This is a genomic window from Actinosynnema sp. CA-299493 (assembly GCF_050946825.1).
GTDB lineage: Bacteria > Actinomycetota > Actinomycetes > Mycobacteriales > Pseudonocardiaceae > Actinosynnema.
This window is the reverse complement of sequence record NZ_CP191993.1, coordinates 5,686,551-5,713,192: the sequence shown is the minus strand read 5'-3', so window position 1 is coordinate 5,713,192 and position 26,642 is coordinate 5,686,551. Positions and strand designations below refer to the sequence as shown.

Below are 26,642 nucleotides of genomic sequence, written 5' to 3'. Positions count from 1 at the left end.
GCAGGAGTCCCGCGCACCTTTACATGTGCCCGGCCCGGCGTACCTCAAGATCACAGAGCGTCGCGAACCGTTACCCGGAAAGCCTCACTCTGCCCGTTCAGGCCGGCTGGGTTCACTGCGCGATCGTGCCGTCGCCGAAAATGGGTGGGGGAGCGGATGATCGCGGGCGTAGCGTCGGCGACCGTGACGGATGAGGTCGGTGCGGGCGATGACCCGGCGGATGGCTGGTTCCCCGAGAGCGTGGCCGCGGGCTACGACGCGCCGGGTGGCGCGAGCGCGCCCGAGGTGGTGACGCCGGCGGTGGACGTCCTCGAAGACCTGGCCGACGGCCCGGTGCTCGAGTTCGCCGTCGGGACCGGGCGGATCGCCGCGCCGCTGGCCGCTCGCGGTGTGCCGGTGAGCGGCATCGAGCTGAGCCGGGCGATGGCGGCGCGGATCGCGGGCAAGCCGGGTGGCGACGCGGTCGAGGTGACGATCGGCGACATGACGTCGACGCGGGTGGCCGGTCGGTTCTCGCTGGTCTACCTGGTGTTCAACACGATCGGCAACGTGACCACCCAGGACGGGCAGGTCGACGTCTTCCGCAACGCGGCGGCGCACCTGCGGCCGGGCGGGTTGTTCCTCGTGGAGGTGGGCGTGCCGGACCTGCGTCGCCTGCCGCCCGGGCAGGACACCGTGCCGTTCGCGGTGGCGCCGGGTGGCGCCGGCGGCGGCTACGTCGGGTTCGACCGGTACGACGTCGTCACGCAGGAGTTCACGTCGAACCACGTCACCGTGTCACCGGACGGGACGGGGACGTTCCGCCGCATCCCCTTCCGGTACGCCTGGCCGGCCGAGATGGACCTCATGGCGCGCATCGCCGGGCTGCGCCTGAAGCACCGCTGGGCGGACTGGGACCGCTCGGAGTTCACGGCCGAGAGCACCAAGCACGTGTCGACCTGGGAGCTGGACCCGAGCCCGCGCTAGGAGGCGGGTCGCGGCCGGTCGATCTCCGTGACCGGCGCGCCGGTCCGCTCAGGACCGGCCGGGGAGCCCGCGCACCGCCGAGGGCAGGGTGAACTGGATCGTCTCCCGTGCCGTCTCCCGCACCTGGACGTCCCGCGCGCCCAACGCCTCGACCACCTCGCCCACCAGCCTCGGCGGCGCGGACGCGCCCGCGGTCACCCCGACCACCCGCGCGCCGTCCAGCCAGTCCTCCCGGATGTCGGAGGCGTCGTCGATCAGGTGCGCGGGCGTGCCCATCCGCCGAGCGGTCTCCACCAGCCGCACCGAGTTCGACGAGTTCCGCGACCCCACCACGAGCACCAGGTCGGCCTCCTGCGCGATCTCGCGCACCGCGTCCTGCCGGTTGGTGGTGGCGTAGCAGATGTCCGCCGACGAAGGACCGCGCAGCGCCGGGAACTTCTCCCGCAACGCGGCCAGCACCTCGGCCGTCTCGTCCATCGCGAGCGTCGTCTGGGTCAGGTAGGAGACCCTGGTCGGGTCGGGCACCTCCAGCGCCGCCACGTCCGCGACCGTCTCCACCAGCACGGTCCGCGTGGGCGCCTCGCCGAGCGTGCCCTCGACCTCCTCGTGCCCGGCGTGCCCGATCAGCACGACCGTGTCGCCGCGCGCGGCGTACCGCTTCGCCTCCGCGTGCACCTTGGTCACCAACGGGCACGTCGCGTCGATGACGGTTAACCCGCGCCGCGCGGCCTCGTCGCGCACGGCGGGCGACACGCCGTGCGCGGAGAACACCACGGTCGCGCCGTCGGGCACCGCGTCCAGCTCGTCGACGAACACCGCGCCACGCGCCTCCAACTCGGCCACCACGTGGGTGTTGTGCACGATCTGCTTCCGCACGTGGATGGGCCCGCCCCGGTGGTCCAGGAGCCGGTCGACGATGTCGATCGCCCGCTCCACCCCGGCGCAGAACGACCGGGGCGACGCCAGCAGCACAACGGGGAAGGCCATGAGCACTCCTGGGTAGGCGGGTGTCGGTGGTGGCGACGGGCGGTGAGGCGGCGGGTGGCGACGCGGGGCACCGGTGGTGGCTGGGCGAGCGGCGAGGTGGGGTGAGGTGAAGCGGCGTGCGGTGGTGATGGTGGGAAGTGGGAGTGGCGAGGCGGGTGAGGCGGCGTGTGGTGGCGGGGTGGTGGTGTCAGTGGTCGCGACGGGTGGCGAGGCGGGCCAGCGCGTCCAGTTCGCGCTCGGCGCGCTCGGACGGATCGGCGGCACGCAGGTGCTCCCGCGCCTGGGCCAGCAGCTCGTCCGCCCGGCCCTGGCTCCACGCCCGCGCGCCCGAGTCCTCGATCAGCTCCGCCGCCCGCGCCAGGTCGGCCGTGGTGAGCGGCTGCTCGGCGTGGTACAGCGCGTGCAGCTCACGGCCGGCGGGCGTGTCCGAGGTCAGCGCCGCCACCACCGGCAACGACTTCTTGCGGTTGCTCAGGTCCGAGTACACCGGCTTGCCGGTCACCTCCGAGTCGCCCCAGATGCCGAGCAGGTCGTCGACGAACTGGAACGCCAACCCGACCCGTTCGCCGAACGACCGCAGGTGCTCCACCTGGTCCACCCGCCCGCCGCCGAACAACGCGCCCAACGCGCAGGACGCGCCCAGCAGCGCGCCGGTCTTGCCCTCGGCCATCCGCACGCACTCCGCCACCCGCACGTCGGCGCGCTCCTCGAAGGCGAGGTCGGCGCTCTGCCCGTCCAGCAGCCGCTGCACCGCCGACGACAGCACCCGGATCGACTGCTGGGCCTTCGGGTGACCGCTGCCCGCCAGCACGTCCAGCGCCAGCGTCAGCAACGAGTCGCCGGCCAGGATCGCCGGGTTCACGCCGAACACGCGCCACGCCGTCGGGCGGTGCCGCCGGGTCTTGTCGCCGTCCATCACGTCGTCGTGCAGCAGCGAGAAGTTGTGCGTCAGCTCCACCGCCACCGCGGCCGGCAGCGCCGCGTGCGCCGCGCCGCCCACCGCCTGCGCGCCCAGCAGCACGAGCGCGGGCCGGATCGCCTTGCCCGCGTCCGCGCCGGTCGGCCTGCCGTGCTCGTCCCACCACCCGAAGTGGTAGCCCGCGATGGCCCGCATCGAGTCCGGCAGCCGGTCGACCGCCGCCCGCAACGCGGGGTCCAGGCCTGCCCTGCTCCAGTCCAGCACCTCGCGCGCGGTCCGGTGATCGAGGCTCACGTCCAGGTCGGTCATCGCCACAACTCCTGTTCGGGGGATGTGCCCGGCTACCGGAGCAGGCACGGGCAGGGGAGAGCGACAGCCGGGCGTGGCGGCCCGGCTGTCGTGCACGACGCCGCGGTCAGGACCGGCCGATCTCCACGTGCTCCAGCACACCGAGCGCGTCGGGCACCAGCACGGCCACCGAGTAGTAGGCGCTGACCAGGTAGGACACGATCGCCTTCTCGTCGATGCCCATGAACCGCGCGTTCAGGCTCGGCTGCACCTCGTCCGGGATCCCCGGCTGGTGCAGCCCGATCACGCCGTTGTCCTTCTCGCCGATCCGCATGGCGAGGATCGACGTCGTGCCCTGGGGCGTGATCGGGATCTTGTTCGACGGCAGCAGCGGGACACCGCGCCAGGTGACCACCTTCGTGCCGTCCACGTCGGCCGTGCCCGGGTACAGGCCCCGCTTGTTGGCCTCGCGGCCGAACGCGGCGATCGCGCGCGGGTGGGCCAGCATGAACGCCGTCTTGCGCCGCCGGGACACCAGCTCGTCCAGGTCGTCCGGGGTGGGCGGGCCCGAGCGGGTGTGGATGCGCTGCTTGAGGTCGGCGTTGTGCAGCAGCCCGATCCGGCGGTTGTTGAGCATCTCGTGCTCCTGGCGCTCGCGCAGCGCCTCGATGGTCAGCCGCAACTGCTGCTCGGTCTGGTTCATCGGCTGGTTGTAGAGGTCGGCGACGCGGCTGTGCACCCGCAGCACGGTCTGCGCCACTTCCAGCTCGTACTCGCGCGGCGACAGCTCGTAGTCCACGTACGTCGCCGGCAGGTCCGGCTCACCCTCGTGGCCGGAGGCGATCTCGATCGCCGCCTCGCCGTGCTTGTTCTGCGGCTTGCCCGCGTTGAGCGCGAACCCGTCGATGTGCGCCCGCAGCGCGTCGGCCTGCCCGTTCAGCTCCCGCACCGCCCGCCACGGCAGCGCCAGCACGATCACCGGGGTGACCGCCTTGATGGTGAAGTCCCACTCCACCTCGTCGCCGTACAGCACCTCGTCGCCGAAGTGGTCGCCGTCGGCCAGCGAGTCGAGCACGGTCGCGTCGCCGTACTCGCCCTGCCCGATCTTGTTCACCTTGCCGTGCGCGATGAGGTAGACCTCGTCGGCCCGGTCACCGGAGGAGACCAGGACCTCGCCCGGCTGGAACTCCCGCTGCCGGAACCGGTCGGCCAGCGCGACCAGCACGTCGTCGTCCGGGAAGTCGCGCAGCACGGGCAGCTCCCGCAGCTCCTGCGGGATGACCCGGATGTCGGCGCCGGTGCTGGTGAAGCTCACCCGCCCGTCGCCGAGCGCGTAGGTGAGGCGGCGGTTGACCCGGTACGTGCCTGCCTGGGTGGTCACCCAGGGCAGCTTCCGCAGCAGCCAACGCGGCGAGATGCCCTGCATCTGCGGGGTGGACTTGGTGGTGCTGGCCAGGTTGCGCGCGGCGGCGGTGCTCAGGCTGTGCCGGTGCTGCTCGGCCTCCTCGGGTGCGAGGCCGGGGTCTGTCACGGTCACTTGGCTGCCCTATCTGGTCGGGGGGACTGGTCAGTCTTCGCGGCCGAGTTCCACGTGTTCGAGCACACCGATCGCGTCCGGCACGAGGATCGCGGTGGAGTAGTAGGCGCTGACGAGGTAGGAGATGATCGCCTTCTCGCTGATGCCCATGAACCGGACGTTCAGCCCGGGCTGGTACTCGTCGGGCAGGCCGGTCTGGTGCAGGCCGATGACACCCTGGTTGTGCTCGCCGGCGCGCAGCAGCATGATCGAGCTGGTGCGGTTCTTGGTGACCGGGATCTTGTTGCACGGCAGCACGGGCACGCCGCGCCACGCGGGCACGTGGTGGCCGTTGAGGTCGATGGTCGACGGGTAGATGCCGCGCTTGCTGCACTCGCGGCCGAACGCGGCGATCACCTTGGGGTGCGCCAGGAACGCCGTCGGCTCCTTCCACACCGTGGCCAGCAGGTCGTCCATGTCGTCGGGGGTGGGCGGTCCGCTGCGGGTGTGGATGCGCTGCTTGAGGTCGGCGCTGCTGAGCAGGCCGAAGTCGCGGTTGTTGACCATCTCGTGCTCCTGGCGCTCGCGCAGCGCCTCGATGGTCAGCCGCAACTGCTGCTCGACCTGGTCCATCGGCTGGTTGTAGAGGTCGGCGACGCGGCTGTGCACCCGCAGCACGGTCTGCGCGACGCTCAGCTCGAGCTCGCGCGGCGAGACCTCGTAGTCGACGAACGTGCCGGGCAGGTCGGGCTCGCCGTCGTGGCCCGAGGCGATGTCGATCTCGGCCTCGCCGTAGGCGTTGGACTTGCCGCCCGCCGCGAACATCCGCTGGATGTGCGCGCGCAGACCGCCGGCCTCGCCGTTGAGCTGCTCGAACACCTCCCACGACAGCACCAGGACGATCACCGGCGTGACGGCCTTGATGGTGACGTCCCACTCGCCCTGCGGTCCGGCGAGGACGTCGCCGCCGAAGTACTCGCCGCCGGCCAGCGCGCCGAGCACGGTCTGGTCGCCGTACTCGCCCCGGCCGATCTTGTTCACCTTGCCGTGCGCGATCAGGTAGACCGCGTCCTGCGGCCGGCCCTCCTCCACGATCACCGAGCCCGGCTCGTACTCGTGCTGGGTGAACCGGTCGGCCAGCGCGGTGAGGGCCTCGACGTCCTCGTAGCCGCGCAGCAGCGCCAGTTCGGTCAGCTCCTGCGGGATGACCCGCACGTCCGCGCCGATGTTGGTGAACGTCAGCCGTCCGTCGCCGACCTCGTAGCTGAGCCTGCGGTTGACCCGGAAGGCGCCACCCTTCGCCTCCACCCAGGGCAGGAGCTTCAGCAACCACCGGGAGGTGATGCCCTGCATCTGGGGAACGGACTTGGTCGTGGTCGCGAGGTTCCGCGCCGCCGCCGTGCCCAGGCTCAAGCGTGGTCGCTCGGTGTCCAAGTCCGAATCGGTCACAGTCACCGCGTCACACCGCCAATCGGATTTGGTTCATTGGTCCGCATCGACCGTAGTGAGCCTGAATGCGCTACGGGAAGCGGCCGATGTGACGACCCCCCTGAGGGTCATTCGGGCCTGTTGCACGTACTCACTGTGGACGTTGTCCACCTCGCAAGTAATTAACGGGTGATCTTGGCGTGCATTGGAGGTTTATTCGTGGTGAGAGGGAATAGGTGCATCGTTTGGCGTAGTGATATTCACCGGAAAGTGCCGTTGACAAGGGGTCAAGCAGACGGCTGGTCTGTGGTTTCGCAGATGTGCGGACCGAAGTTCATCCATAAGCGGGCACGAAAAAACGCGATGCCGGCGTGGTGCCGGCACCGCGTAGTCGATCTGTGGAACGGACGTGGCGTCGCGCTGGAACGCGACGCCACGCCCGGGTCTGCGAGTCGGTCGATCAGACCGAGTGCGGACAGGTGTCCCGGTAGTCCGAGATCAACGAGCTGTTGGCCGGGGACGGGCACAGGAACTGCTCGTAGCGGGTGTCGTTGTCGATGAACCGCTTGAGCCACGCGATGCTGTACTTCGCGATCGTCGTGTTGGAGCTGTTGGGCGCGAAGTGGCTGGCGCCGTTCAGCTCCAGGTACGCCTTGTCCAGGGTGGAGGGCAGCGAGGTGTAGAACGGGATGGAGTGCGACGACACCGGCGCGACCGAGTCGTTCTCGGCGCCGACGACGAGGGTCGGCACCTGGTTGCTGCCCCAGCTCTTGTCGGTGTGCCACCCGGTCAGCGGGATCGCCGCCTGGAGCGCGGGCCGCCGCTCGGCGGCGCGCATCGTGCCACCGCCGCCCATCGAGTGGCCCATGACGCCCAGCCGGCTCGCGTCGATGCGGGTGCGAATGGTGCTGCGCTGGGTCAGGTAGTCCAGCGCGGCCAGCAGCTGGCTCGCCCGGCTGTCGGGCTGGTCCAGCGTGGAGTTGGTGTCGATGGTGAACACCACGAAGCCCTGGGACGCGATGCGCGGGCCCAACCACGAGATGGTGGACTGCGTGCCGGTGTAGCCGGGGGAGACGGCGATCGCGCCGAAGGTGCCCTCGGAGGTGCTGGTCGGGTAGTAGATCGTGCCGCCACCGAAGCCGGTGACCGACAAGGAGGACACCGTGGTGGAGGCCGTGGCGAACGGGCCGCGGGACGCCTCGATGCTGGAGTTGCTCGGCGCGGGACCGCGCCGGAACTCCTCCTCGGCGGCGTTGGCCGGCGTCACGCCGACCAGGGACAGGGCCAGCGCCGGGATCAGCGCGGGGATCAGTTTGCGGAGTTGCACGTCGGTGTACACCTCGCTTGGCAGGGAACTACGGTCAGCGATGACCTTGCGCCACAGGGTGAGCGCTCCGCATCGGTGCAACCACCGGTCCCGAGCCGAAAACTAACACTGGTAGATAATTTCCGCCGCAGCTCTTCCGCCGGACGCCGACCTCCCGCCAGACTGGCCGCATGCTGCGCGGACGTCACCGGCAGCGCGTCGCCGTCGACGCGTTGCTCGCCCGCGCCCGCGCCGGTCACGGCGGGGCGCTGGTGCTCCGTGGCGGCCCGGGGTCCGGCAAGACGGCGATGCTGGCCGCCGTCCGGGAGTCCGCCGTCACGACCGACCGCCAGGTGCTCCTCTGCGTGGACGACGCCCACCTGCTGGAGGACGTCGACTGGCTCGTGGAGCTGGCCGCCGAGGCCGCCGACGAGCCGGTGGCCGTGCTGATCGCCACGGAGGGCGAGCCGCTCGGGCTGCCGTGGGTGCGGCTCGACCCGCTCGACCACGCCGACAGCCTGCGCGTGCTGCGCGACCTGCGGCCCGGTCTCGCGCCCGGGCTGGCGGACGACGTCGCCGACCTGGCCAGGGGCAACCCGCTCGCGCTCGCCGAACTGGCCCGCGCGCTGACCTCCGAGCAGCTCGGCGGCACCGCGCCCGCGCCGGACGAGCTGCCCGAGGACAGCTCGCTGCGGGCCCGCTTCAGCGCCCGCTTCCGCGCCCTCTCGCCGCAGGCCGGGTTCGCGGCGGCGTTGAGCGTGGTGGACGACGAGGTCGACGCCGACGCCCTGGCCCGGATGCCCGACCTCGACCTGGACGCGGTCGAGGAGGCCAACGCCCTGCTCGACGGCGGCCCGCTGGTCAGGTCCACGCTGCGCACCGCGATACCGCTGGCCCTGCGCTACGCGGCGCACGCGGCGCTGGCGGGGAACCTGCCGCCGGGACCGCGCCGCACCTGGCACGAGGCCGCCCGCGTGCCCGGCGCGCGCGACGCGTTCGCCGAACGGCTGGAAGCCTCCGCGAACCGCGCCCGCCGCTGCGGCGACTACCCGGCCGCCGCCCGCGACCACGACCGCGCCGCCGCGCTGGCCGCCGACCCGGACGCCAGGGCGCGCCACCTGATCGCCGCCGCCACCGACCACTGGGCGTCCGGCGCGCCCCGCCGGGCCCGCGTCGCGCTGCGCACCGCCGCGCGGCTGACCGACAGCGGCGAGCTGCGCGCGCGCACCGAGCTGCTGCGCGGCGGCATCGACCTGGGCAACGGCCTGCCGGACGTCGCGGTGCGCCGGCTGCTGCACGCGGCGGGCGAGCTCGTCGGCACGCACCGCTCGCTGGCCATCACCGCGCTGGGCTTCGCCGGCGAGGCGGCCAGCATCGCGGGCGACCACGCCCGCTACGCCGAGACCGCCGCGTTCGCCGCGAGCCTGCGCCGTCCCGACGAGCCGGACGGGACCCGGATCACCCTGGACCACCTCGCGGGCATGGCCGCCACGTTCGCCGGGCGGCACGAGGAGGCCCTGCCCGTGCTGCGCTCGGTGATCGAGCTGGCCGAGCGGGTGCCGCACCCGCAGGCCAAGATCTGGGGTGGTCAGGCGGCCTACACCCTCGGCGACGCGTCCCGGGCGCACGAGCTGGCGACCAGCGCGGTCACCGCGGCGCACGAGCACGGCCTGACCGCGCTCGTGCCGTGGGCGCTGGTCTACCGCGCGCTGTCGGCGTTGCTGCTGGACCAGCACTCGGTGGCGTTGTCGGCCGCGTTCGAGGGCGTGCACGCGGCCACCGCCATCGGCCAGCACAACGCCGTGGTCGACCACCTCACGATCCTCGCCCTGGTCGCCGCCCTGCGCGGCGACACCGACACCGCGATGCACCGCATCGACGCCGCCGCCGAGCAGATCGCCGAACGCGGGCTCGGCCGCTCCGGCACGTTCGGCGCGTGGGCGTTCGCCTGCGTGGACCTCGTGCTCGACCGGCCGGCCGACGCGCTGGACCGGTTGCGGCTGATGGCCGCCGGCTCGGGCGGCGTGCACACCGGCATCAAGGTGATGGCCGCGCCGCACGTGGTGGAGGCCGCCGTCGGCTGCGGCCGGCCGGGCACCGCGGACCGGGCGCTGCGCCGGTACGAGAAGTGGGCGGGCACCACGGGCAGCGCGGCCAGGCTCGCGCTGTCGCACCGCTGCCGCGGCCTGCTCGCCGACGGCCCGCCCGCCGAGGAGCACTTCCGCGAGGCGATCCGGCTGCACCGGGCCAGCGGCACCGCCATGGAACTGGCCAAGACCGAGCTGTTCTACGGCCACCGGCTGCGCCGCGACCGCAAGCCGCGCGCCGCGCGCGACCTGCTGCGCGACGCGATGAAGATCTTCCAGCGCTACGACGCCGACCGCTGGGTCGCGCGCGCCCGCGCCGAGCTGCGCGCGGCGGGCGAGGCGGTCGGACCGACCCGGGCCGACCGGACCGCCGACCGCGCCGCCAACCGGGCCGCGGGCCGCTCCGACGTCGACCCGACCGCGGACCTGACCCCGCAGCAGGCGCAGATCGCCCGCCTGGTCGCCGAGGGCGCGACCAACCGGGAGGTCGCCGCGCGGCTGTTCCTGAGCCACCGCACCGTCGAGCACCACCTGCGCAACATCTTCGCCAGGCTCGAGGTGCGGTCCCGCGTCGAGCTCACCCGGATGCTCGACTGATGCGAGGAGGTTCGGTGCGGCCCAGGAGGATGCGTGCGTGAGGACTACCGGCACTGGCAGCGGATTCCGACCAGGTGGCACGACAACGACGTGTACGGGCACGTGAACAACGTCGTGCACTACGCCTTCATGGACACCGTGATCAACACGTGGCTGATCACCGAGGGAGGGTTGGACATCCACCACGGGCAGGCGATCGGGCTGTGCGTGGAGTCCCACTGCAACTACCGCGCGTCCATCGCGTTCCCGGAGGCCGTGGACGCGGGCCTGCGGATCGGGCACCTCGGCCGCTCCAGCGTCCGCTACGAGGTCGGCTTCTACCCGGAGGGACGGGACGACGTGGTCGCCGAAGGGCACTTCGTGCACGTGTTCACCGACCGCGAGACCCGCAAGCCGGTGCCGGTGCCGGCCGGTCTGCGCGCCGCGATGGAAGGGCTGGTGGTCGCGTGAAGACCAGGGGCGCGGTGCTGACCGAGGTCGGCGGACCGCTCCAGGTGCTCGACCTGGACCTCGACCCGCCGGGCGCGGGCGAGCTGCTGGTCCGGGTGCGCGCCACCGGGCTGTGCCACTCCGACCTGTCGGTGATCGACGGCTCCCGGGTCCGGCCGCTGCCGATGCTGCTCGGCCACGAGGCCGCGGGCGAGGTGGTCGAGACCGGGCCGGGCGCGTCGGACTTCGCGGTCGGCGACCGGGTGGTGCTGTCGTTCGTGCCCGCCTGCGGGTCGTGCCGCCGGTGCGTGTCCGGGCGGCAGGCGCTGTGCGAACCGGGCGCGGCGGCCAACCGGGCGGGCACGCTGCTCGGCGGCGAACGGCGGCTGCGGCTGCCCGACGGCACGCGACCGCACCACCACCTGGGCGTGTCCGGGTTCGCCGAGTACGCCGTGGTGTCGGAGAAGTCGGCCACGCTCGTGCCCGCCGACCTGCCGTTCGAGATCGCCGCCCTGTTCGGCTGCGCGGTGCTCACCGGCGCGGGCGCGGCGTTCTACAGCGCGGCCGTCACGCCGGGGGACCGGGTCGCGGTGTTCGGGCTCGGCGGCGTCGGGCTGGCCGCGCTGCTCGCCGCGCGGGCCGCCGGCGCGTCGCAGATCATCGCGGTGGACGTGGTGGCGCACAAGCGGGAGCTGGCCCGCGCGCTCGGCGCGACCCACGACGTGGCCGGCGGTCCCGACGCGGTGGAGCAGGTGCGCTCGCTGACCGGCGGCGGCGCGGACAAGGTCATCGACACCACCGGCGTGGCGGCCGTGCTGGAGCAGGCGTACCTGGCCACCGGCGCCGGCGGCACCACGGTGACCGTCGGCCTGCCGCACCCCGACCGCACGATCACGCTGCCCGCGTTGAGCCTGGTCGCCGAGGAGCGGACGCTGAAGGGCAGCTACCTCGGGTCGTGCGTGCCGCGACGGGACGTGCCCCGGTTCGTCGACCTCTACCGGGCCGGGCAGCTGCCCGTGCACGAACTGCTGTCGGGACGCCTCGCGCTGGACGACATCAACGCCGGGTTCACCCGTTTGGCCTCAGGAGAAGCCGTCCGGCAGGTCGTCGTTTTGTGATCACCCTGCCGGTACGGTTACCCGGATCGGGTGACGGCCAGGCAGAGGAGTGGTAAGCGGTGCGGAGACGTTCGATGCTCGCGGGTGTGGCGACAGCGGTTGGCGGCATGTTCGCGGGCGGTGGTTCGGCGGGCGCTTCGGGTCGTTCCGATCGGCTCGGCCTGGCCGACTACCGGCTGGTGAACCTGGCCCACGTCAACGACCCGGACCGGACCACCGTCTACCCGGGCGACCCGGAGTTCACCCTCACCACCGTCACCACGGTGCCGGAGCACGGGTACTACCTCCAGTACGTGCGGCAGGGCGAGCACACCGGCACGCACTGGGGCGCGCCCGCGCACTTCAACGCCGACCAGCCGCACGCCGACGAGCTCGACGCCGAGGACCTGTTCCTGCCCGCGGTCAAGGTCGACGTGCGGGACCGGGCCGCGCGCGACGCCGACTACGAGGTGAGCGTCGCCGACCTGCAGCGGTGGGAGAAGCGGCACGGCCGCATCCCGAACGAGGCCGCGGTCGTGCTGTGGACCGGGTGGGAGGAGCGCTGGGGCACCCCGGCGTTCCTCAACCTCGACGCCGACGGGACCATGCACCAGCCGGGGTTCTCGCTGGCGGCCGTGCGGTGGCTGGTGGACACCGGTCGCCTCGGCCGGCGCGGCGCGCTGGGCACGGACACGTTCAGCCCGGAGTCGGCGCTCGACACCGAGTACCAGGTGTCCAAGCTGCTCTACCGCGAGCACCGGATCAGCCTGGAGGTCCTGGCGAACCTGGCCTCGCTGCCCGAGCAGGGCGCGCACGTCCTGGCCGGCGGCACGGTCAACCGCCGCGGCTCCGGCTCGCCCGCCAGCGTCTACGCCTTCGTGCCCAAGCGCTGACGCGGCGGTCTTCAGATCCGCCCCAGGTACCGGGTTCCGGGCGAGTCGGGGTCGTCGGCGAAGAAGAAGTCCCGCCAGGACCGCACGTACTCCGGCCGCGAGATGAACCCGTCGCGGTCGAGGTCCAGGCCGTCGAACACCCCGTCGGCGGCCGGGCCGGTGAAGCCGCGCAGGCTCAGCAGGCGCGCGAACTCCGCCCGGTCGACCAGGCCGTCGTCGTTGCCGTCCATGACGTCGAACAACGCGTGGGAGAGCCCGTCGACCAGGTTCGCCCGGCTGGTGTCGCCCACCGCGGCCCGGGTCGCCGACACGTACTCGTCCTTGGTCAGGCCGTCGGCGCCGCCCGCGTGCCGCTGCAACTCCAGCCACCACACCTGGTACGCCGTCCGCAACGCCAGGCCCTCGCGCCCGTCGGCGGCCAACCGGTAGCCGTCGAGGAACCGCTCGACGGTGCGCCGGTAGTCCGCCCACGTCACGCGCCCGTCGCCATCGCCGTCCATCCGGTCGAACAGCAGTCCGATCCTGGCGTCGATCGGGTCGGTCGTCGTCATGATCCGCTCCACGGTGGCCCTGACCCCGGCACCGCCATCGTGCCCGCGGACGACCGCCCGGCGGAACCGCGCGGGACCGACTCCACCCCTGCCGGGCCACAACCGCACCGATGGCGTGACGCCCGACGCCGTGCGCGGTGACGCGGACGACCCGCCGGTCACCCGTCCGGGGGGCAGGGCGCCGACGACCTGGTCGCTCAGGTCCCGCAGAACGTCTGGTAGGCGGCGGCGAACCGCTCCGGCGCGGGCTCCGCGTAGCGGTCCAGGCCGGGGCGCTCGTCGTAGGGGGACGTCACCGCGTCGAGGAGCCGTTCGAACGGGCCCAGGTCGCCTCCGGTGGCGGCGGTGAGGGCCTCTTCGACCAGGTGGTTGCGGGGGATGTAGGCGGGGTTGACCCGGCGCACCGCCCCCGCGTCCGGTCCGAGGGCACGCCAGCGGGCCAGCCAGGCGTCGATCCCGGCGAGGTCGAGGAACAGCTCGCGCGCGGGCCCGGTGTCGCCGTCGGCCGCCGCGCCCAGGCGGCGGTAGAACGACGTGTGGTCGACGCGGTTGTCCCGGAGCAGGGTCAGCAGGTCGTCCACCAGCGGCGCGGGCGCGGGGCCGGCCAGACCCAGCTTCGCGGCCATGCCGGCCGACCAGGCGTCGTCGTACCGGGCGCGGAACGTGCCCAGCGCCTCGACCGCCAGGGCGATGGCCCGGTCCTCCTCGTCGGCGAACAGCGGCAGCAGGGCCTCGGCGAGCCGGGCCAGGTTCCACTCGGCCACGCGCGGCTGGTTGCCGTAGGCGTAGCGCCCGGCGTGGTCGATCGAGCTGTAGACGGTGGCCGGGTCGAACGCGTCCAGGAACGCGCAGGGTCCGTAGTCGATGGTCTCGCCGGAGATGGTCGTGTTGTCGGTGTTCATGACCCCGTGCACGAAGCCGACGAGCATCCACCGCGCCACCAGGGACGCCTGCGCCGCCACCACCGCCTCGAACAGCGCGAGGTGGCTGCCCCCGGCCTCCGGGTGGTGACGGGCGATCGCGTGGTCGGCCAGCCGGCGCAGCAGGTCGACGTCCCCGGTGGCGCGGGCGTACTGGAAGCTGCCGACGCGCAGGTGGCTGCTCGCCACGCGGGCGAGCACGGCTCCCGGCAGCACCGTCTCGCGGCGCACCGGCCGCCCGGTCGCCACCACGGCCAGCGAGCGCGTCGTCGGGATGCCGAGGGCGTGCATCGCCTCGCTGACTACGTGCTCGCGCAGCATCGGGCCGACCGCCGCCAAGCCGTCGCCGCCACGTGCGAACGGCGTGCGCCCGGAACCCTTGAGGTGCAGGTCGCGCGGGCGGCCGTCGGCGTGGACGACTTCGCCGAGCAGCAGGGCGCGACCGTCGCCGAGACGCGGCGCGTAGTGCCCGAACTGGTGCCCGGCGTAGGCCTGCGCGACCGGCGTGACGCCGTCGGGGACCTGCTCGCCGACGAGCAGCCGCAGGCCCTCCGGGCTCCGCAGCCAGGCGGCGTCCAGGCCGAGTTCGGCGGCCAGCCGGTCGTTGAGCACGAGCAGGTCGGGCGCGGGAGCGTGCTCGGCCTGCCAGGCGAGGGCCAGCTCCGGGAGCGTGCGGGCGAAGTGGTCGCTCAGGGTGACGGTTGCCGGTGCGTTGCTCACCCGATCAACGGTACGTGGCCCCGGTCGGGGTCGTGCGACCCCGACCGGCTGCCAGGGTCAGCGGTACAGGCGGACGTCGGCGACGCTCCACCAGTTGCCCGCCGACGCCGTGGTGCTGACGCGCAGGTGACGGGCCCGCGTGCGCGGCAGGTCGACGGTGGTCAGCTGGCCGACGCCCGCGCCGGAGGCCAGGGTCCGCCAGTCGACGCCGTCGTCGCTGGCCGACAGCCGCCAACCGCGGGCGTGGTCGCCGAGGTTGCCGCCGCTGTCGATGGCCACCCGCCGGAACGTCGTGCCGCGGCCCAGGTCGACCTGGAGGTGCTGACCCGGTTCCTGCCCCCGACCGCTGCTCCACCGGGTGGACGCGTCACCGTCCACGGCGGCGGTCGCGTCGTCGCCGATCGGCGCGGTGGCGGTGGCGCCGTCGAGGGGGACCGGGTCGAGGTCGTCCCGCAAGGCCTTGTGGCGCGGCCAGGTGAACGTGGCCAGGGCGCCGCCGGGCAGGGTGTACTCGAAGGTCCGCTCGCCGACGTTGACCGCGAACGCGCGCGGGTCGTCGTTCTGGTTGTGCACGACCAGCGCCGTGGAACCGTCGGGGTTGCGGAACGCGACGTCCATGACCTGGCCGTTCCAGCCGGTCGTGCCGAACGACGTGCTGGCGACGCGCTTCGCGCCCGGCTTCACGAACTTCGCCAGGTGCCCGATCGTGTAGTACTCGGCGTCGGTGGACGCGGTCCCGTCCGGGTGGACCGTGACGAGGCCGGTGCACGTGCCGCAGCCGCCGTTGTGGGGGCCGCCCGCGCCGTCCAGCGCGATGTTCCAGTTCACCGCCGACCTCGCCCAGTTGCGGGTCGTGCCGATGACGACGTTGCGGGCGTGCCACTTGAGCGTGTCGCGGAAGACCTGCTCCGGAGGGTCGGCCGGGCCGTGCGAGCCGGAGCACTCGGTGAACCAGATGCCCTTGTCCGGGAACGCGTCGCGCAGCGCGGTCTGCGCCGCCGGGTCGCCCGAGTAGCAGTGGTACGCGGTGCCCGCGACCCACCGCGCGGCCGGGCTCTCCAGGATCCGGAACGGGTAGTCGGTCTCCGGGTCCTCGCCGGGCGGCGTGGCGGCGACGTCGTTCGGGTGGGTGCTCCAGTTGTGGTCGTAGGCGAGGATCTTCGTGCGCGGGCTGGCCTTGCGCAGCAGCGGACCCAGCGCCTCGATGACCTCGACCTGCTGCGCCACCGGCATGTCCGTGCCCGGGTAGGCGTCGGGCGTCCGGTTCTGCGGCTCGTTCTGCAACGACAGGAAGTCGATCGGCACACCGGCGGCGGTGTAGGCCTGGACGAACTTCACCAGGTAGCGCGCGTACGCGTGGTAGATCGCCGGGTCGTCCTTCAACCGGCCGCCGACCAGCGAGTCCGTGGTCTTCATCCACGCCGGCGGGCTCCACGGCGTGGCCATGACCTTCAACGCCGGGTTGAGCTGCTTGGCCCGGCGCAGCAGCGGCAGGATCTCGGCCTGGTCGTGGTCGATGCCGAAGTGGCGCAGCTCGAAGTCGGTCCGGCCGGCCGGGACGTCGTCGTAGGTGTAGTGCTCGGCCTCGGCGGTGAAGTCCGAGGAGCCGATCGGCTGGCGCAGGAAGCTCACCCCGATGCCGCGCACCGGGTCGAACAGCTTGCGCATCGTCTCCTCGCGCGTCGCCGGGTCGAGGCGGTGCAGCACGGCGGCCGACGAGTCGGTGATCGACGCGCCGAAGCCGTCGACCTCCTGGTAGGTCACGTCGGGGTCGACCACGATCGTCTGGTGCGGTGACGCCCCGGTCCGGAACGCCACGGCCGGGCGTTCGGCGAGCAGCTCGCTCCGGTCCACCGTCGTGACCCACACCCGGGCCGAGGGCGTGCCGCGGTCCGCCGCCTGCGCGGCGCCGGTCAGGCCGACCGAGAGCGTCGCGACGGCGGTCAGGGCGATCGTCCGGGATCTCTTCATCGCTCTCCTTCGAGCAATGTAACAAGCTCGGAAATGTGTTTCGTGATGGAACACGTGACGTGCCGGACAAGTCAAGGCGCAAGACGCGGTTAAGATGCCCGGGTGACCAGGCGTGCGAGGGTGCGCGACATCGCCGCGGCGGCGGGCGTCTCGATCGCCACCGTCTCCCGGGTGCTCAACGACCACGTCAGCGTGGCGCCGCGCACGCGGGAACTCGTGCTCCAGGCGATGGCGCGCAGCCGGGCCGACGCGCCCGCGGGCCGCCGCACCGTGCACGTCCGGTGCCCCTACCTGCTGACCGACTACTTCGGCCTGATCGTCTCCTCGATCGCCGAGACGCTGCGGCTGCACGGCGTCCGGATGGTCCTCGACGCGGGCGTGTCCGCCCAGCACGCCGACGTGCTGGGCGCGCTGCCCGACGAGCCCGACGTCGACGCCGCGATCCTCGTCCTGCCGCCGGAGGACGGCGACCGGCTCGTCGCGCTGGCCCACCGCGGCTTCCCGTTCGTCGTGGTCGACCCGCGCACCGCGCCGCCGCCGGACATCGCCTCAGTGTCGGCGGCCCACCTCGCGGGCGCACGCGCGCTCACCGCGCACCTGATCGACCTGGGTCACCGCGACATCGGCGTCATCGCCGGACCCCTGGAGTGGCTGGCGGGCGACGCGCGCACGGCGGGCCACCACGCCGCGCTGGCCCAGGCGGGCGTCCTGCCCGCCCGGCACCGCGTCCACCACGTGGAGCCGACCGCGGCCGAGGGGGCGCGCGCCGCCGCCGAACTGCTGGACGAGCCGCGCCGACCGACCGCGATCGTCTGCTTCAACGACAAGGTCGCGGTCGGCGCGCTCCAGGCCGCGCACGACCGGGGGCTCCGGGTGCCCGAGGACCTGTCCGTCGCGGGGTTCGACGACATCGACCTCAGCCGCGCGACCCGGCCGGCGTTGACCACGGTCCGCCAGCCGTTGCAGGAGATGGGCCGCATCGCGGTCACCCAGCTCATGCGCGTCCTCGACGGGCACCGGCCCGAAGCCCTGCACCTGGAGCTGTCCACGACGCTGGTCGTGCGCGACTCCACCGGCCCTGCACCCGCGATCTGAGCCAGGCGTTACAGCGTTTGTTCCACTTGTTCCACGAGGAGGGTGGCCACCTCGGCGTGCCCGGGGCCGCCGTCGTCCGAGTCCCTGCACCACTGCAACGGCGTGCGGAGGCGCCGGGGGTCGCGCAGGGTCGGGTCGGCGCCGTGCGCCAGCATCCGGCGCACGCCGGCGGGCTTGCCGTTGGCCGCCGCGACGTGCAGGGGCATCCGCTGCCAGTCGGCGTCGGCCTCGTTGACGGGGGTGCCCGCGGCGACGAGTTGGTCGATGACGTCGAGCCGCTGGTGGTCGGCGGCGAACACCAGCGCCCGCAGCCGGCACTGCGGGTCCAGCCGTGCCGGCGGCCAGGCGGTCAGGTCTCCGGCGGCGGCGGCCATCTCCGGGCTGTCGATCCGGGCCCCGGCGGCGACCAGGAGGTCGAGGACCTCGGTCATCCCGAACACCGCCGCGTGCTCCACCGCCGTGCCGCCGGGCACGCCGCCCGAGTCCGGCGCGGCCACCGCGTCCAGGTCGGCGCCCGCCTCGATCAGCACCTCGGCGACCTCGACGTCGCCACAACTGGCGGCGGTGATCAGCGGTGTCTCCTGGTCGCCGGGGTGTCCGTCGACCGGCGCGCCCGCGTCGATCAGCGCCTTGGCCGCCACACCTGAACCGGGCAGGCCGCGCGGCAGGCCGAGGCGGCGGTGGTCGAGCCGCAGCATGGCCAGGTAGCCGAGCACGTCGGCGCCCTTGCGGTGGTCCGACCAGTTCTCCATCCTGGTCGTGGCCGCCTCGGGGTGCCGGGCCAGCAACTCCGCCAGCCGGGACGGGTCCCGCTGGTTGAGGACGTCGCGGCGCTCGACCTCCAGCTTGAGCTTGGCCCAGCTCGGGAACCCGTGCTCCCGGGCGACCGCGAGCTGCGCCGAGGCGAGGACGACCCGCTCGGCCACCGCCCGGACGCGGGCGAGCGCGTCGAGGTCGTCGCGGCGGGCGGCACGCAGCAGGTCTCGGGCCTGGTGCCGCAGGTGGTCGAGGTTCGGCCGCGCGGGAAGGTCGGGCATGACGTCTCCTCCGGCACCCGTGGTCCGCGTCCAGGTCGAAAGAGATCGTCACGACAGGCGACTCGCTCGGTGGTGGAGGTGGACTCAGTCCTGTCCGCGGACCCGGCGGCGCCCTCCAGCGCCGGGCCGAGCATACCGGTCGGCCCAGCGGCGTCGGGGCCTGGGGATCGCGGGTCGGTTGCGCCACCAGAGCGGGAGTCCACAGTGGATGATCGATTGTCGGTCCTGAGTGGACAGACGGGTGCTACCCGACGTTCGGCGGGCTGACACCCCACGTCCGGAGGAGCAGCATCGGGGTGGTCACCCATCCCTGCTCCAGATGTGAGGTGAACCAGTGCGGAGATCCCTGCAACTCCTCGCTGCCGCTCTCCTCGTGGCACCGCTATTGAGCGGGACCGCGATCGCGGCACCGGCGCCGGACCTCGTCGAACAGGTCCAGCAGGTCGGCGAGGACGAGGTCCTCTCGACCGTCCTCGGCGGCGAGAACCAGACCACGACCCTCGAACGCCCCGGCTCCTGGTACCTGAAGACGCACTTCACCGGCCTGCGCCTGGTCGCGGGCGACGTGCTCACGGTGTCCGACCAGACGGGCGGCGAGACCTACCGCTACACCGCCGACGTCACCGCGTCGGGCACCGCGACCGTGGACGGCACGGGCTTCTGGGCCATGTCGGTCACCGGTGACCGGGCCGTGGTCAGCCTGCGCGGCCGGGACGGCGGAACGGCGCACCCGGCCAGCCGGGTGGAGCTCGACAAGATCACCCGCGGGTACACCGACGCCGAGCTGGCCGCGGCGGCGGAACTGGCGCCGAAGAGCGTCTGCGGCACGAACGACTACCGCGACGCCGTCTGCTACCAGTCGAGCAACCCCACCGAGTTCGGCAAGACCAAGGCGGTGGCGAAGCTGCTGCGCAACGGCGGCTCGCTGTGCACCGCCTGGCGGGTCGGCGCGGACAACCGGATGCTGACCAACAACCACTGCTTCACCAGCGGCGCCGGCATCGAGGTGTGGTTCAACTACCAGTGCCCGACCTGCGGCGGCACGGCCACCGCGGCGGTCACCAAGGTGCTGGTGTCGTCGGTGCTCAAGACGAGCGCGGCGCTGGACTACACCTTGTTCAGCGTCACGAACTTCGCGTCGCTGTCCTCGTTCGGCTACCTGGAGCTGGACGCGCGGGTGCCCGCGGTCGGCGAGGAGATGTACATCGTCGGCCACCCGGCCGGCAAGCTCAAGAAGCTGTCCCTGCGTGACGACCAGAACGGCGGCGGCTACTGCGCCGTGTCCGCCGTCCGGGTCAACGGCAGCTCCTCGCAGTCCGACATCGCCTACCGGTGCGACACCGAGGGCGGCTCGTCCGGCTCGCCGGTGCTGTCCCGGCGCACCCACAAGGTGATCGGGCTGCACCACTACGGCGGCTGCCCGAACCAGGGCGTCCGGATCGACCTGGTCGCCGCCCAGGTCGGCGCGCTGCTCTGAGCCCTCGCGCGGGTCGCGCCCTTCGGGACGTGACCCGCGCGACCGGCAGGTTTGGCCGGATGGCGGCCGGGTACGTCGAACCGGTGGACAGCCTGCTCGACTTCGACGACTTGTTCCCCGGCCTGCGCGTGGCAGACCTCGTGGTCGACTACGAGGACGGGGACGACCCCGTGCTGCGGCACCCCGACGGCACGGAGATCGACACCTGGCGGGAGAACTACCCGTACCCGACGCGGCTGACCCGCGAGGAGTACGACCTGTCCAAGCGGCTGCTCCAGATCGAGCTGCTGAAGCTCCAGTACTGGATCAAGGACACCGGCGGGCGGATGGTCGTCGTGTTCGAGGGGCGTGACGCGGCGGGCAAGGGCGGCACCATCAAGCGGTTCACCGAGCACCTCAACCCGCGTGGGGCGCGCGTGGTGGCGCTGGGCAAGCCGACCGAGCGCGAGCAGGGCGAGTGGTACTTCCAGCGGTACGTCTCCCACCTGCCGACCGCCGGCGAGATCGTCCTGTTCGACCGGTCCTGGTACAACCGCGCCGGCGTCGAGCGCGTCATGGGCTACTGCACCGACGAGCAGTACGAGCGCTTCATGCGGCAGGCCCCGACGTTCGAGCGGATGCTGGTGGACGACGGGATCATGCTGGTCAAGCTGTGGTTCTCGGTGTCGCGCGCGGAGCAGCGGACGCGGTTCCTGATCCGGCAGGTCGACCCGGTGCGGCAGTGGAAGCTCAGCCCGAACGACATCCGGTCGCTCGACCGGTGGGACGCCTACACCGAGGCGAAGGTGGCGATGTTCCGGGCCACCGACACGCACGCCGCGCCGTGGACCGTGGTGAAGAGCAACGACAAGAAGCGGGCCCGGATCGAGGCCATGCGCAGCGTGCTGGCCCGCGTCGACTACGCCGACAAGGACCCCGAGGTGGTCGGCGAGCCGGACCCGCGGGTGGTCGGCCCGGCGGCCACGCTGCTGGAGGAGGGGGAGGACGAGACCGCGCTCAGCCCGACCCCCCTCGCGCCCGCCGACGACACGAACGGTGCTGACGCCGAGCCCGGACCGGGCCTGCACCCCTGAGACCGGACCGCCTTCACCCGACGGGCCGCCTTCACCTGGCGAGGCCGTTCTCACATGGCGAGGTCGTCACGTGGTGAAGCCGTCGTCACGTGGCGCGAACGCCCTCGACCCAGCGCCGCGACCGCGCGCAGGGCGGCCGAGAACAGGTAGCCCATCGAGTGGTCCATCAGGGCGAAGCGGGGATCGGTCTCCGCCGGCCGTCCGACCGGTTCCGGCACGTTCTCCGCAGTCGACACGGTCCGCACACCATCGATGACCCAGGGTCATGACCAGTCATCGATCCGCGGGCACGCCATCGGGCGTGCGTCAGTCCTCGCCCACGTCCTCGTTCTCGGTCGGCTGGACCGACGGTTCGGGTTCCGGGCTCGGCTCGGGGGTCGCGGGCGTGGTGGTCACCGGGGCCGTGGTCGGTTGGTCGGTGGTCGTGGGGACGACGGGCGCGGTGGTGCCGCCATCAGGTCCGGCCGCGGGTTCCGCCGGGTCCGCGCCCACGCCCACGCCCGTGGCCGCCGGGTCGTCGGCGCGAGTCGCCGCCTGCTGCGGGGTGGTCGCCACCGACGCCGTGCCCGTGTCTTGCGGCGTGACGACGAACCGGGGCTCGGCCTGGTCCTGCGGGGCGTCCGACGACCCCGCCGTGCCGGGTGACGCCTGCTGCGTCGTGGACGCGGGCGGCGGGGAGGTCTCCGGTCGGTCGCCCGAGATCGCGGCCATGGTGATCGCGAACGCGCCGACCAGCGCGCCCGCCGAGGCCACGAGCACCTGCCACGACGGGCGGGTCGCCGTTCGCGGGAGCTCCTCGGTGCTCACCTCGGCCACGTCGGCGGGCAGCGAGGCGAAGGCAGCCGGCGGTGCGACGGCAGCGGGCAGCGGGGTGGCGGTGGTCAGGAGCCGCGCGCAGTCGTGCGCGGTGGGCCGGTCGTCCGGCGCGGCGGAGGTCATCCGCGCCACCAGGTCCCGGACGTCGGCGGGCAGGTCCTCGGGGATCACCGGCGGGCGGTGCAGCCGGGCCACCGCCGCCTCCACGTCACCGCCCTCGTACTCGCGCCGCCCGGTCAGGCACTCCAAGAGCACCAGCCCCAGGGCGTAGACGTCGGCCGGGTGGTCGACGTCCTGGCCGAGCACCTGTTCGGGCGCGAGGTAGCCGGCGGTGCCGACCAGCTGGTCGGTGCGGGTCAGCCGGGTCGCGCCGGTCAGGTGGGCCAGGCCGAAGTCCGCGAGGTAGGCGTCGTCCTCGTGGTCGAGCAGGATGTTGGCCGGCTTCACGTCGCGGTGCACCAGGCCGTGGGCGTGCACGTGCGCCAGCGCGTCGGCCAGCCGGGCGCCGAGTCGGCGCACCTCGTCCGGCGGCAGCGGGCCGAGGACCAGGCGGTCGTGCAGGGTCCGGCCTTCGACCAACCGCAGCACCACGAACGGGGGCGTCGCGGTGGTGTCGGCGTCGTAGACCGACACCAGCGCGGGGTGGGTGAGCCCGGCCAGGACGTGGACCTCGTTGTCGAACCTCCGGGCGGCCTCGGGGTCGAAACCGGGCTGCACCAGCTTGACCGCGACGTGCCTCCGCAGCACGGTGTCCCACGCCCGGTGCACTTCGGCCATGCCGCCGATCCCGATCGGCTCGATCAGCTGGTAGCGGTCGGCCAGCACGTTGTCTCCTGCCGAGGGTGACACCTCGTACCTCCGGTGGTGGGAGCAGGACACTCCCGAATGCCCTCATCACGCCGGCGGCAAACAGGTGAGCGCGCTTCAGGTCGACAGTCGTGCGGGCTGGCGCGACCCGCGCGGACGGCCTCGGACCGCTCGGCGGACGGCCTCGGACCGCTCGGAGCTGGGGCGGAACCGTGTCGTGAGGGGTGTTCCTCGCCCACCCCGCCGAGGGTGCGGGTCACGTACTCGGTCGGGACGCCGACCGAGCCGGACGACGGCCCCGCGGCTCAGAGCCGCCAGCTGTGGAAGCCCTGGCCCGACTTCTTGCCCAACCGCCCGGACTCGACCAGTTCCACGAGCAGCGGGCTCGGGGTGTAGGCCGGGTCGGACAGCAGGTCGCGCAGCACCAGCAGGGTGTCCCGGATGGTGTCCAGGCCGATCAGGTCGGCGGTGCGCAGCGGGCCCATCGGGTGGGCGAAGCAGGCCTCGAAGACCTGGTCGACGGTCGCCGCGGGCGCGGTGCCCTCAGCCACGACCTTCACCGCCTCGTTGATGGTCAGCATCAGCACCCGGTTGGTCACGAAGCCGGGCGCGTCCGACACCACGATCGCCTTCTTGCCCAGCGACGACAGCACGTCCGCCGTCCGCGCCATCGTCGCGTCGGACGTCTTCGGGCCGCGCACCACCTCGACGGTGTCCTTCAACGGCGCGGGGTTCATGAAGTGGGTGGCCAGCACGCGGTCCGGCCGGGCGGTCACGGCGGCCAGCACCCCGACCGGGATCGCCGAGGTGCACGAGGCCAGCACGGTCTCCGGCGCGCACAGGCCGCCCAGCGCCGCGAACAGCCCCTCCTTCACCGGGACCCGCTCCGGACCGCACTCCACGACGAACTCGCACCCGGCCACCTCGCCGAGGTCGGCCGTCCAGCTCAACCGATCGGGCACGAGGTCCGGGTCGACGGGCGCGGAACCCAGCAACGCCTGCAACCGGAGGCCGCCCCGGACCCGGTCGGGTCCGCCGGCCAACACCGCCGGATCGGGGTCGACCACCACCACCTCGTGCCCGGCAGCGGCGAAGCACTGCGCCACCCCGGTGCCCATGACCCCGGCGCCCACTACGCCAACCTTCACCAAGGCCTCCTGTCGGGTGATCGGGTCGGTGCGACGCCCGGCGCCGGGTCGACGGTCGCGGCCGGCCTCCGACAAACGGACCGGGCGGGCGCGGTGGGCCTCACCGCCGCCTGCCGTCGACCAACCGCACGTGCGCGGGCGGTGGGGGCGGGGTGGGGGAGGTGCGGGCCAGGAGCAGCCGGTCGCCGTCCTGTTCCACCACCTCGAAACCGGCGAACCGGAGCGTCACCAGCATCACCTGGTTGACCGGCGTGCGCAGGAACCGCGCCACCGGCCGCCTCCCGCGCGCCACCGCGTCCCGGACGATGTCGCCCAGCAGCACCGCCCCGACCCCGCGCGACATCACCCGGCACGACATCAGCAGCAACTCCAGCACCGCGTCCCCGCCGACGTGCGCGACGACCGCGAGCCCGATCGTCCCGTAGTCACCGAACCGGTCCCTCAACCGCGCCACGAGGACCTCGTGCGACGCCGACGCGCACAGCGCGCGCAACTCCGCCACGTCGAACGTGACGCCGGTCGTGTTGAGCTGGTGCGTCCGCACCGTCAGCTCACCGGCCCGGTCCAGGTCGGCCTCGGTCGCGGGCGCCACGGTCAGCTCCAGCTCCAGCGACGCCAGGAACTCCACCGCCGACCCGCCGAACCGCTCCTGCGCCTGGACCCGCCGCCGTTCGGTCAGGTACGACTCACGCCGCCGCCGCGACTCCGCCGTCACCGCGCCCGGCTGGAACTCCGGCAACGACGCCAACCGCCCCACCTGCTCGGCCGGGTAGCACCGGACCTGCGGCAACGCCGAAGCGACCTCCGCCCGTTCCACGGCGTCGTTGTCGGCGAACGCGACGGTGTCCAGCCCGATGTTCAACCCCTCCGCGATCCGGCGCACCGCCTCGGACTTCGCGCCCCAACCGACCTCCAGCGCGCAGAACATCCCCTCGAGACCGTGCTCGGCGAGGTGCGCCAGCGCCACCGCGTGGTCACCCCGGCTGGCCACCGCGTGCAGGATTCCCCGCTCGTCCAACGCCTTCAGCGCCGCCACCGCCTCCGGTCGGGGCACGGGGCGGTCGCCTTCGAGCACGACGCCGTCCCACAACGTGTCGTCCAGGTCCCAGACCAGGCACTTGACCACCGTCACGACCCACCTCGCAGCGCGTAGCCGCCGAGGTGCTGCTCGGCCACCTCGTCGGCGCCCTCGATGATGCGCATGACCGCCGCGTCGCGGTGGAACCGGCCGACCACGCTGTCCGGCGCGATCCCCGCCGCGCCGTGCAGCCGCACGGCGTGCTCCGCGACCACCGACGCCGCCCGCGCCGCGCCGTACTTCGCCAACACCGTCTCGGCCAACGCCTCCGGGTCGCCGCGCTCGCGCAACGCCGTGGCGTGGGCGCACAACCGCCGCGCGGCCCGCACCTCCACCAGGCACCGCCCGAGCACCGCCCGCACGGCCGGGTGCGACGACAGCGGCACACCGCCCTGCGCCCTGGCCTTGACGTGCTCGACCCCGCGGTCCAGGCAGGCCGCCGCCATCCCCGCGCACCCCCAGGCCACGGTGAACCGCCCGTGGTCCAACGCCGTGCCGACCACGTGCGACAGGCCGAACCCCGGCGGCGCGAGCACCTCGGCCACCGGCACGTCGTCGAAGCGCACGTGCGCGATCCGGGCCGCGCGCATCCCCAACTGCCCGGACACCGGCTCCACCGACACGCCCGGCTGCCCGGCCTCCACCAGCACGGCCACCGGCCGCCCGCCCGATGCCGCCAGCACCAGGAACACGTCGGCCACCGCGCCGAACGTCACCCACAGCTTGTGGCCGCGCAGCAGGCCGCCGTCCAGGGACGTGCTCACCGCCGCCAGGTCGCTGCCGGCGCCGGCCTCCGTCGCCGCGAACCCGGCCACCACCGCACCCGAGGTCAACGCGGGCAGCCACCGGTCGCGCTGCTTGGAGTCACCCCAGCGCAGCACCGCCGCGGCCACCATGCCCTGCACGGTGACCAGGGCCCGCAGCGCGCTGCACACACCGCCGAAGTCCGCGCACAGCCGGCCCACCTCGGTCGGCGACCAGCCCCGACCCCCGTGCCGGACGGGCACGTCGGCGGCCAGGAACCCGGCCTCCGCCACCGCCCGCACGACCTCGGCGGGCACGCCGCCGGACCGGTCCCAGCCGTCCGCGTCCGCGCGCACGGACTCGGCGAAGGCCACGTGGTCCACCGCTCACCGCGCCCCGGCGAGCTTGCCGCGCACGAACGCGGCTATTCGGTTCATGGTCCGGAAGTTGTCCAGGTCGAGGTCTTCGACGTCCACCCGGATGGCGAAGCGCTTTTCCACGTAGGTCACCAGTTCCAGCGCGAGCAGCGAGTTCACCAGGCCGAGCGCGAAATAATCCTGATCGGGTTCCAGGGTACTTTCCGGCAGTGCCGAGGCGAAGAACGCTCGGATCTCCTCGACGATCGTGCCGAGGCCGTCGTCCGTGCCGAAGTCGCTGGCCACGTGACCTCCTCCGGTGAAGTCCCAGGCAAC

The 26,642-nt window shown here is 73.1% G+C and carries 23 protein-coding genes; 8 read left to right on the top strand and 15 right to left on the bottom strand.

Annotation, left to right across the window (positions count from 1 at the left end; genetic code table 11):
* Positions 1-183 precede the first annotated feature (183 nt).
* Positions 184-966, top strand: a complete 783-nt coding sequence (locus ACQPYE_RS23850) for a class I SAM-dependent DNA methyltransferase (RefSeq protein ID WP_498714605.1) — start codon at positions 184-186, stop codon at positions 964-966.
* A gap of 48 nt (positions 967-1,014) precedes the next feature.
* Here ACQPYE_RS23850 and ispH read toward each other — a convergent pair whose 3' ends face one another.
* The 5 genes from ispH to ACQPYE_RS23825 form a co-directional block, all read right to left on the bottom strand.
* On the bottom strand, positions 1,015-1,953 hold the full coding sequence (ispH, locus tag ACQPYE_RS23845) for a 4-hydroxy-3-methylbut-2-enyl diphosphate reductase (protein WP_498714604.1): 939 nt from the start codon (positions 1,951-1,953) through the stop codon (positions 1,015-1,017).
* Between the two features lie 187 nt (positions 1,954-2,140).
* A complete protein-coding gene (locus tag ACQPYE_RS23840) occupies positions 2,141-3,181 on the bottom strand; it encodes a family 2 encapsulin nanocompartment cargo protein polyprenyl transferase (RefSeq protein WP_498714603.1) in 1,041 nt (346 codons plus the stop codon).
* A gap of 106 nt (positions 3,182-3,287) precedes the next feature.
* On the bottom strand, positions 3,288-4,697 hold the full coding sequence (locus ACQPYE_RS23835; RefSeq protein ID WP_498714602.1) for a family 2B encapsulin nanocompartment shell protein: 1,410 nt from the start codon (positions 4,695-4,697) through the stop codon (positions 3,288-3,290).
* Positions 4,698-4,727: 30 nt separating this feature from the next.
* Positions 4,728-6,131 (bottom strand): family 2B encapsulin nanocompartment shell protein, encoded by a 1,404-nt coding sequence (locus ACQPYE_RS23830; protein ID WP_498714601.1) that lies wholly within the window; start codon positions 6,129-6,131, stop codon positions 4,728-4,730.
* 433 nt (positions 6,132-6,564) lie between these two features.
* Positions 6,565-7,431: an alpha/beta hydrolase family protein gene (locus tag ACQPYE_RS23825; protein WP_498714600.1), complete on the bottom strand. Its 867-nt coding sequence runs from the start codon at positions 7,429-7,431 to the stop codon at positions 6,565-6,567.
* 170 nt (positions 7,432-7,601) lie between these two features.
* Here ACQPYE_RS23825 and ACQPYE_RS23820 point away from each other — a divergent pair, with 170 nt between their 5' ends.
* The 4 genes from ACQPYE_RS23820 to ACQPYE_RS23805 all read left to right on the top strand — a co-directional run bounded on the left by ACQPYE_RS23820 (position 7,602) and on the right by ACQPYE_RS23805 (position 12,513).
* Entirely contained in the window at positions 7,602-10,094 is a 2,493-nt protein-coding gene (locus tag ACQPYE_RS23820) for a LuxR C-terminal-related transcriptional regulator (protein ID WP_498714599.1), read from the top strand.
* Positions 10,095-10,127: 33 nt separating this feature from the next.
* On the top strand, positions 10,128-10,544 hold the full coding sequence (locus tag ACQPYE_RS23815) for an acyl-CoA thioesterase (protein WP_498714598.1): 417 nt from the start codon (positions 10,128-10,130) through the stop codon (positions 10,542-10,544).
* A complete protein-coding gene (locus ACQPYE_RS23810; RefSeq protein WP_498714597.1) occupies positions 10,541-11,641 on the top strand; it encodes a zinc-binding dehydrogenase in 1,101 nt (366 codons plus the stop codon). Before ACQPYE_RS23815 ends, ACQPYE_RS23810 begins: the two co-directional genes overlap by 4 nt.
* Positions 11,642-11,727: 86 nt before the next feature.
* On the top strand, positions 11,728-12,513 hold the full coding sequence (locus ACQPYE_RS23805) for a cyclase family protein (RefSeq protein WP_498714596.1): 786 nt from the start codon (positions 11,728-11,730) through the stop codon (positions 12,511-12,513).
* 11 nt (positions 12,514-12,524) lie between these two features.
* On the opposite strand, the gene ACQPYE_RS23800 is transcribed toward ACQPYE_RS23805, so the two are convergent.
* The 3 genes from ACQPYE_RS23800 to ACQPYE_RS23790 form a co-directional block, all read right to left on the bottom strand.
* On the bottom strand, positions 12,525-13,064 hold the full coding sequence (locus ACQPYE_RS23800) for an EF-hand domain-containing protein (RefSeq protein ID WP_498714595.1): 540 nt from the start codon (positions 13,062-13,064) through the stop codon (positions 12,525-12,527).
* Between the two features lie 197 nt (positions 13,065-13,261).
* Entirely contained in the window at positions 13,262-14,704 is a 1,443-nt protein-coding gene (locus ACQPYE_RS23795; RefSeq protein WP_498714594.1) for a protein adenylyltransferase SelO, read from the bottom strand.
* 57 nt (positions 14,705-14,761) lie between these two features.
* Positions 14,762-16,675, bottom strand: a complete 1,914-nt coding sequence (locus ACQPYE_RS23790) for a discoidin domain-containing protein (RefSeq protein ID WP_498714593.1) — start codon at positions 16,673-16,675, stop codon at positions 14,762-14,764.
* Positions 16,676-16,777: 102 nt separating this feature from the next.
* On the opposite strand from ACQPYE_RS23790, the gene ACQPYE_RS23785 reads away from it, so the two are divergent.
* On the top strand, positions 16,778-17,770 hold the full coding sequence (locus ACQPYE_RS23785; RefSeq protein WP_498714592.1) for a LacI family DNA-binding transcriptional regulator: 993 nt from the start codon (positions 16,778-16,780) through the stop codon (positions 17,768-17,770).
* 8 nt (positions 17,771-17,778) lie between these two features.
* Here ACQPYE_RS23785 and ACQPYE_RS23780 read toward each other — a convergent pair whose 3' ends face one another.
* Entirely contained in the window at positions 17,779-18,807 is a 1,029-nt protein-coding gene (locus ACQPYE_RS23780) for an ankyrin repeat domain-containing protein (RefSeq protein WP_498714591.1), read from the bottom strand.
* Between the two features lie 334 nt (positions 18,808-19,141).
* On the opposite strand from ACQPYE_RS23780, the gene ACQPYE_RS23775 reads away from it, so the two are divergent.
* On the top strand, positions 19,142-20,284 hold the full coding sequence (locus tag ACQPYE_RS23775; protein WP_498714590.1) for a trypsin-like serine peptidase: 1,143 nt from the start codon (positions 19,142-19,144) through the stop codon (positions 20,282-20,284).
* Positions 20,285-20,343: 59 nt separating this feature from the next.
* Positions 20,344-21,357, top strand: a complete 1,014-nt coding sequence (gene ppk2 / locus ACQPYE_RS23770) for a polyphosphate kinase 2 (RefSeq protein ID WP_498722972.1) — start codon at positions 20,344-20,346, stop codon at positions 21,355-21,357.
* 50 nt (positions 21,358-21,407) lie between these two features.
* Here ppk2 and ACQPYE_RS23765 read toward each other — a convergent pair whose 3' ends face one another.
* The 6 genes from ACQPYE_RS23765 to ACQPYE_RS23740 all read right to left on the bottom strand — a co-directional run bounded on the left by ACQPYE_RS23765 (position 21,408) and on the right by ACQPYE_RS23740 (position 26,612).
* Positions 21,408-21,593, bottom strand: coding sequence for a hypothetical protein (locus ACQPYE_RS23765; protein WP_498714589.1), 186 nt, complete (start codon positions 21,591-21,593; stop codon positions 21,408-21,410).
* A 70-nt stretch (positions 21,594-21,663) separates the two neighbouring features.
* Complete coding sequence (locus ACQPYE_RS23760; RefSeq protein ID WP_498714588.1) at positions 21,664-23,022, bottom strand: serine/threonine-protein kinase; 1,359 nt, start codon at positions 23,020-23,022, stop codon at positions 21,664-21,666.
* 263 nt (positions 23,023-23,285) lie between these two features.
* Positions 23,286-24,128, bottom strand: a complete 843-nt coding sequence (locus ACQPYE_RS23755; RefSeq protein ID WP_498714587.1) for a 3-hydroxyacyl-CoA dehydrogenase family protein — start codon at positions 24,126-24,128, stop codon at positions 23,286-23,288.
* A gap of 100 nt (positions 24,129-24,228) precedes the next feature.
* Positions 24,229-25,260 (bottom strand): HAD-IIIC family phosphatase, encoded by a 1,032-nt coding sequence (locus ACQPYE_RS23750; protein ID WP_498714586.1) that lies wholly within the window; start codon positions 25,258-25,260, stop codon positions 24,229-24,231.
* Positions 25,257-26,333: an acyl-CoA dehydrogenase family protein gene (locus ACQPYE_RS23745; protein ID WP_498714585.1), complete on the bottom strand. Its 1,077-nt coding sequence runs from the start codon at positions 26,331-26,333 to the stop codon at positions 25,257-25,259. The genes ACQPYE_RS23750 and ACQPYE_RS23745 overlap by 4 nt, the downstream gene beginning before the upstream one ends.
* A 3-nt stretch (positions 26,334-26,336) precedes the next feature.
* Positions 26,337-26,612, bottom strand: a complete 276-nt coding sequence (locus tag ACQPYE_RS23740; RefSeq protein WP_498714584.1) for an acyl carrier protein — start codon at positions 26,610-26,612, stop codon at positions 26,337-26,339.
* Positions 26,613-26,642: the final 30 nt, after the last annotated feature.

What these genes read in the sequence shown, in the direction of transcription:
- ispH (WP_498714604.1), bottom strand. Translation starts at nt 1,953, where the DNA reads ATGGCCTTCCCCGTTGTGCTGCTGGCGTCGCCCCGGTCGTTCTGCGCC.
- ACQPYE_RS23840 (WP_498714603.1), bottom strand. Translation starts at nt 3,181, where the DNA reads ATGACCGACCTGGACGTGAGCCTCGATCACCGGACCGCGCGCGAGGTG.
- ACQPYE_RS23820 (WP_498714599.1), top strand. Translation starts at nt 7,602, where the DNA reads ATGCTGCGCGGACGTCACCGGCAGCGCGTCGCCGTCGACGCGTTGCTC.
- ACQPYE_RS23800 (WP_498714595.1), bottom strand. Translation starts at nt 13,064, where the DNA reads ATGACGACGACCGACCCGATCGACGCCAGGATCGGACTGCTGTTCGAC.
- ACQPYE_RS23790 (WP_498714593.1), bottom strand. Translation starts at nt 16,675, where the DNA reads ATGAAGAGATCCCGGACGATCGCCCTGACCGCCGTCGCGACGCTCTCG.
- ACQPYE_RS23780 (WP_498714591.1), bottom strand. Translation starts at nt 18,807, where the DNA reads ATGCCCGACCTTCCCGCGCGGCCGAACCTCGACCACCTGCGGCACCAG.
- ppk2 (WP_498722972.1), top strand. Translation starts at nt 20,344, where the DNA reads ATGGCGGCCGGGTACGTCGAACCGGTGGACAGCCTGCTCGACTTCGAC.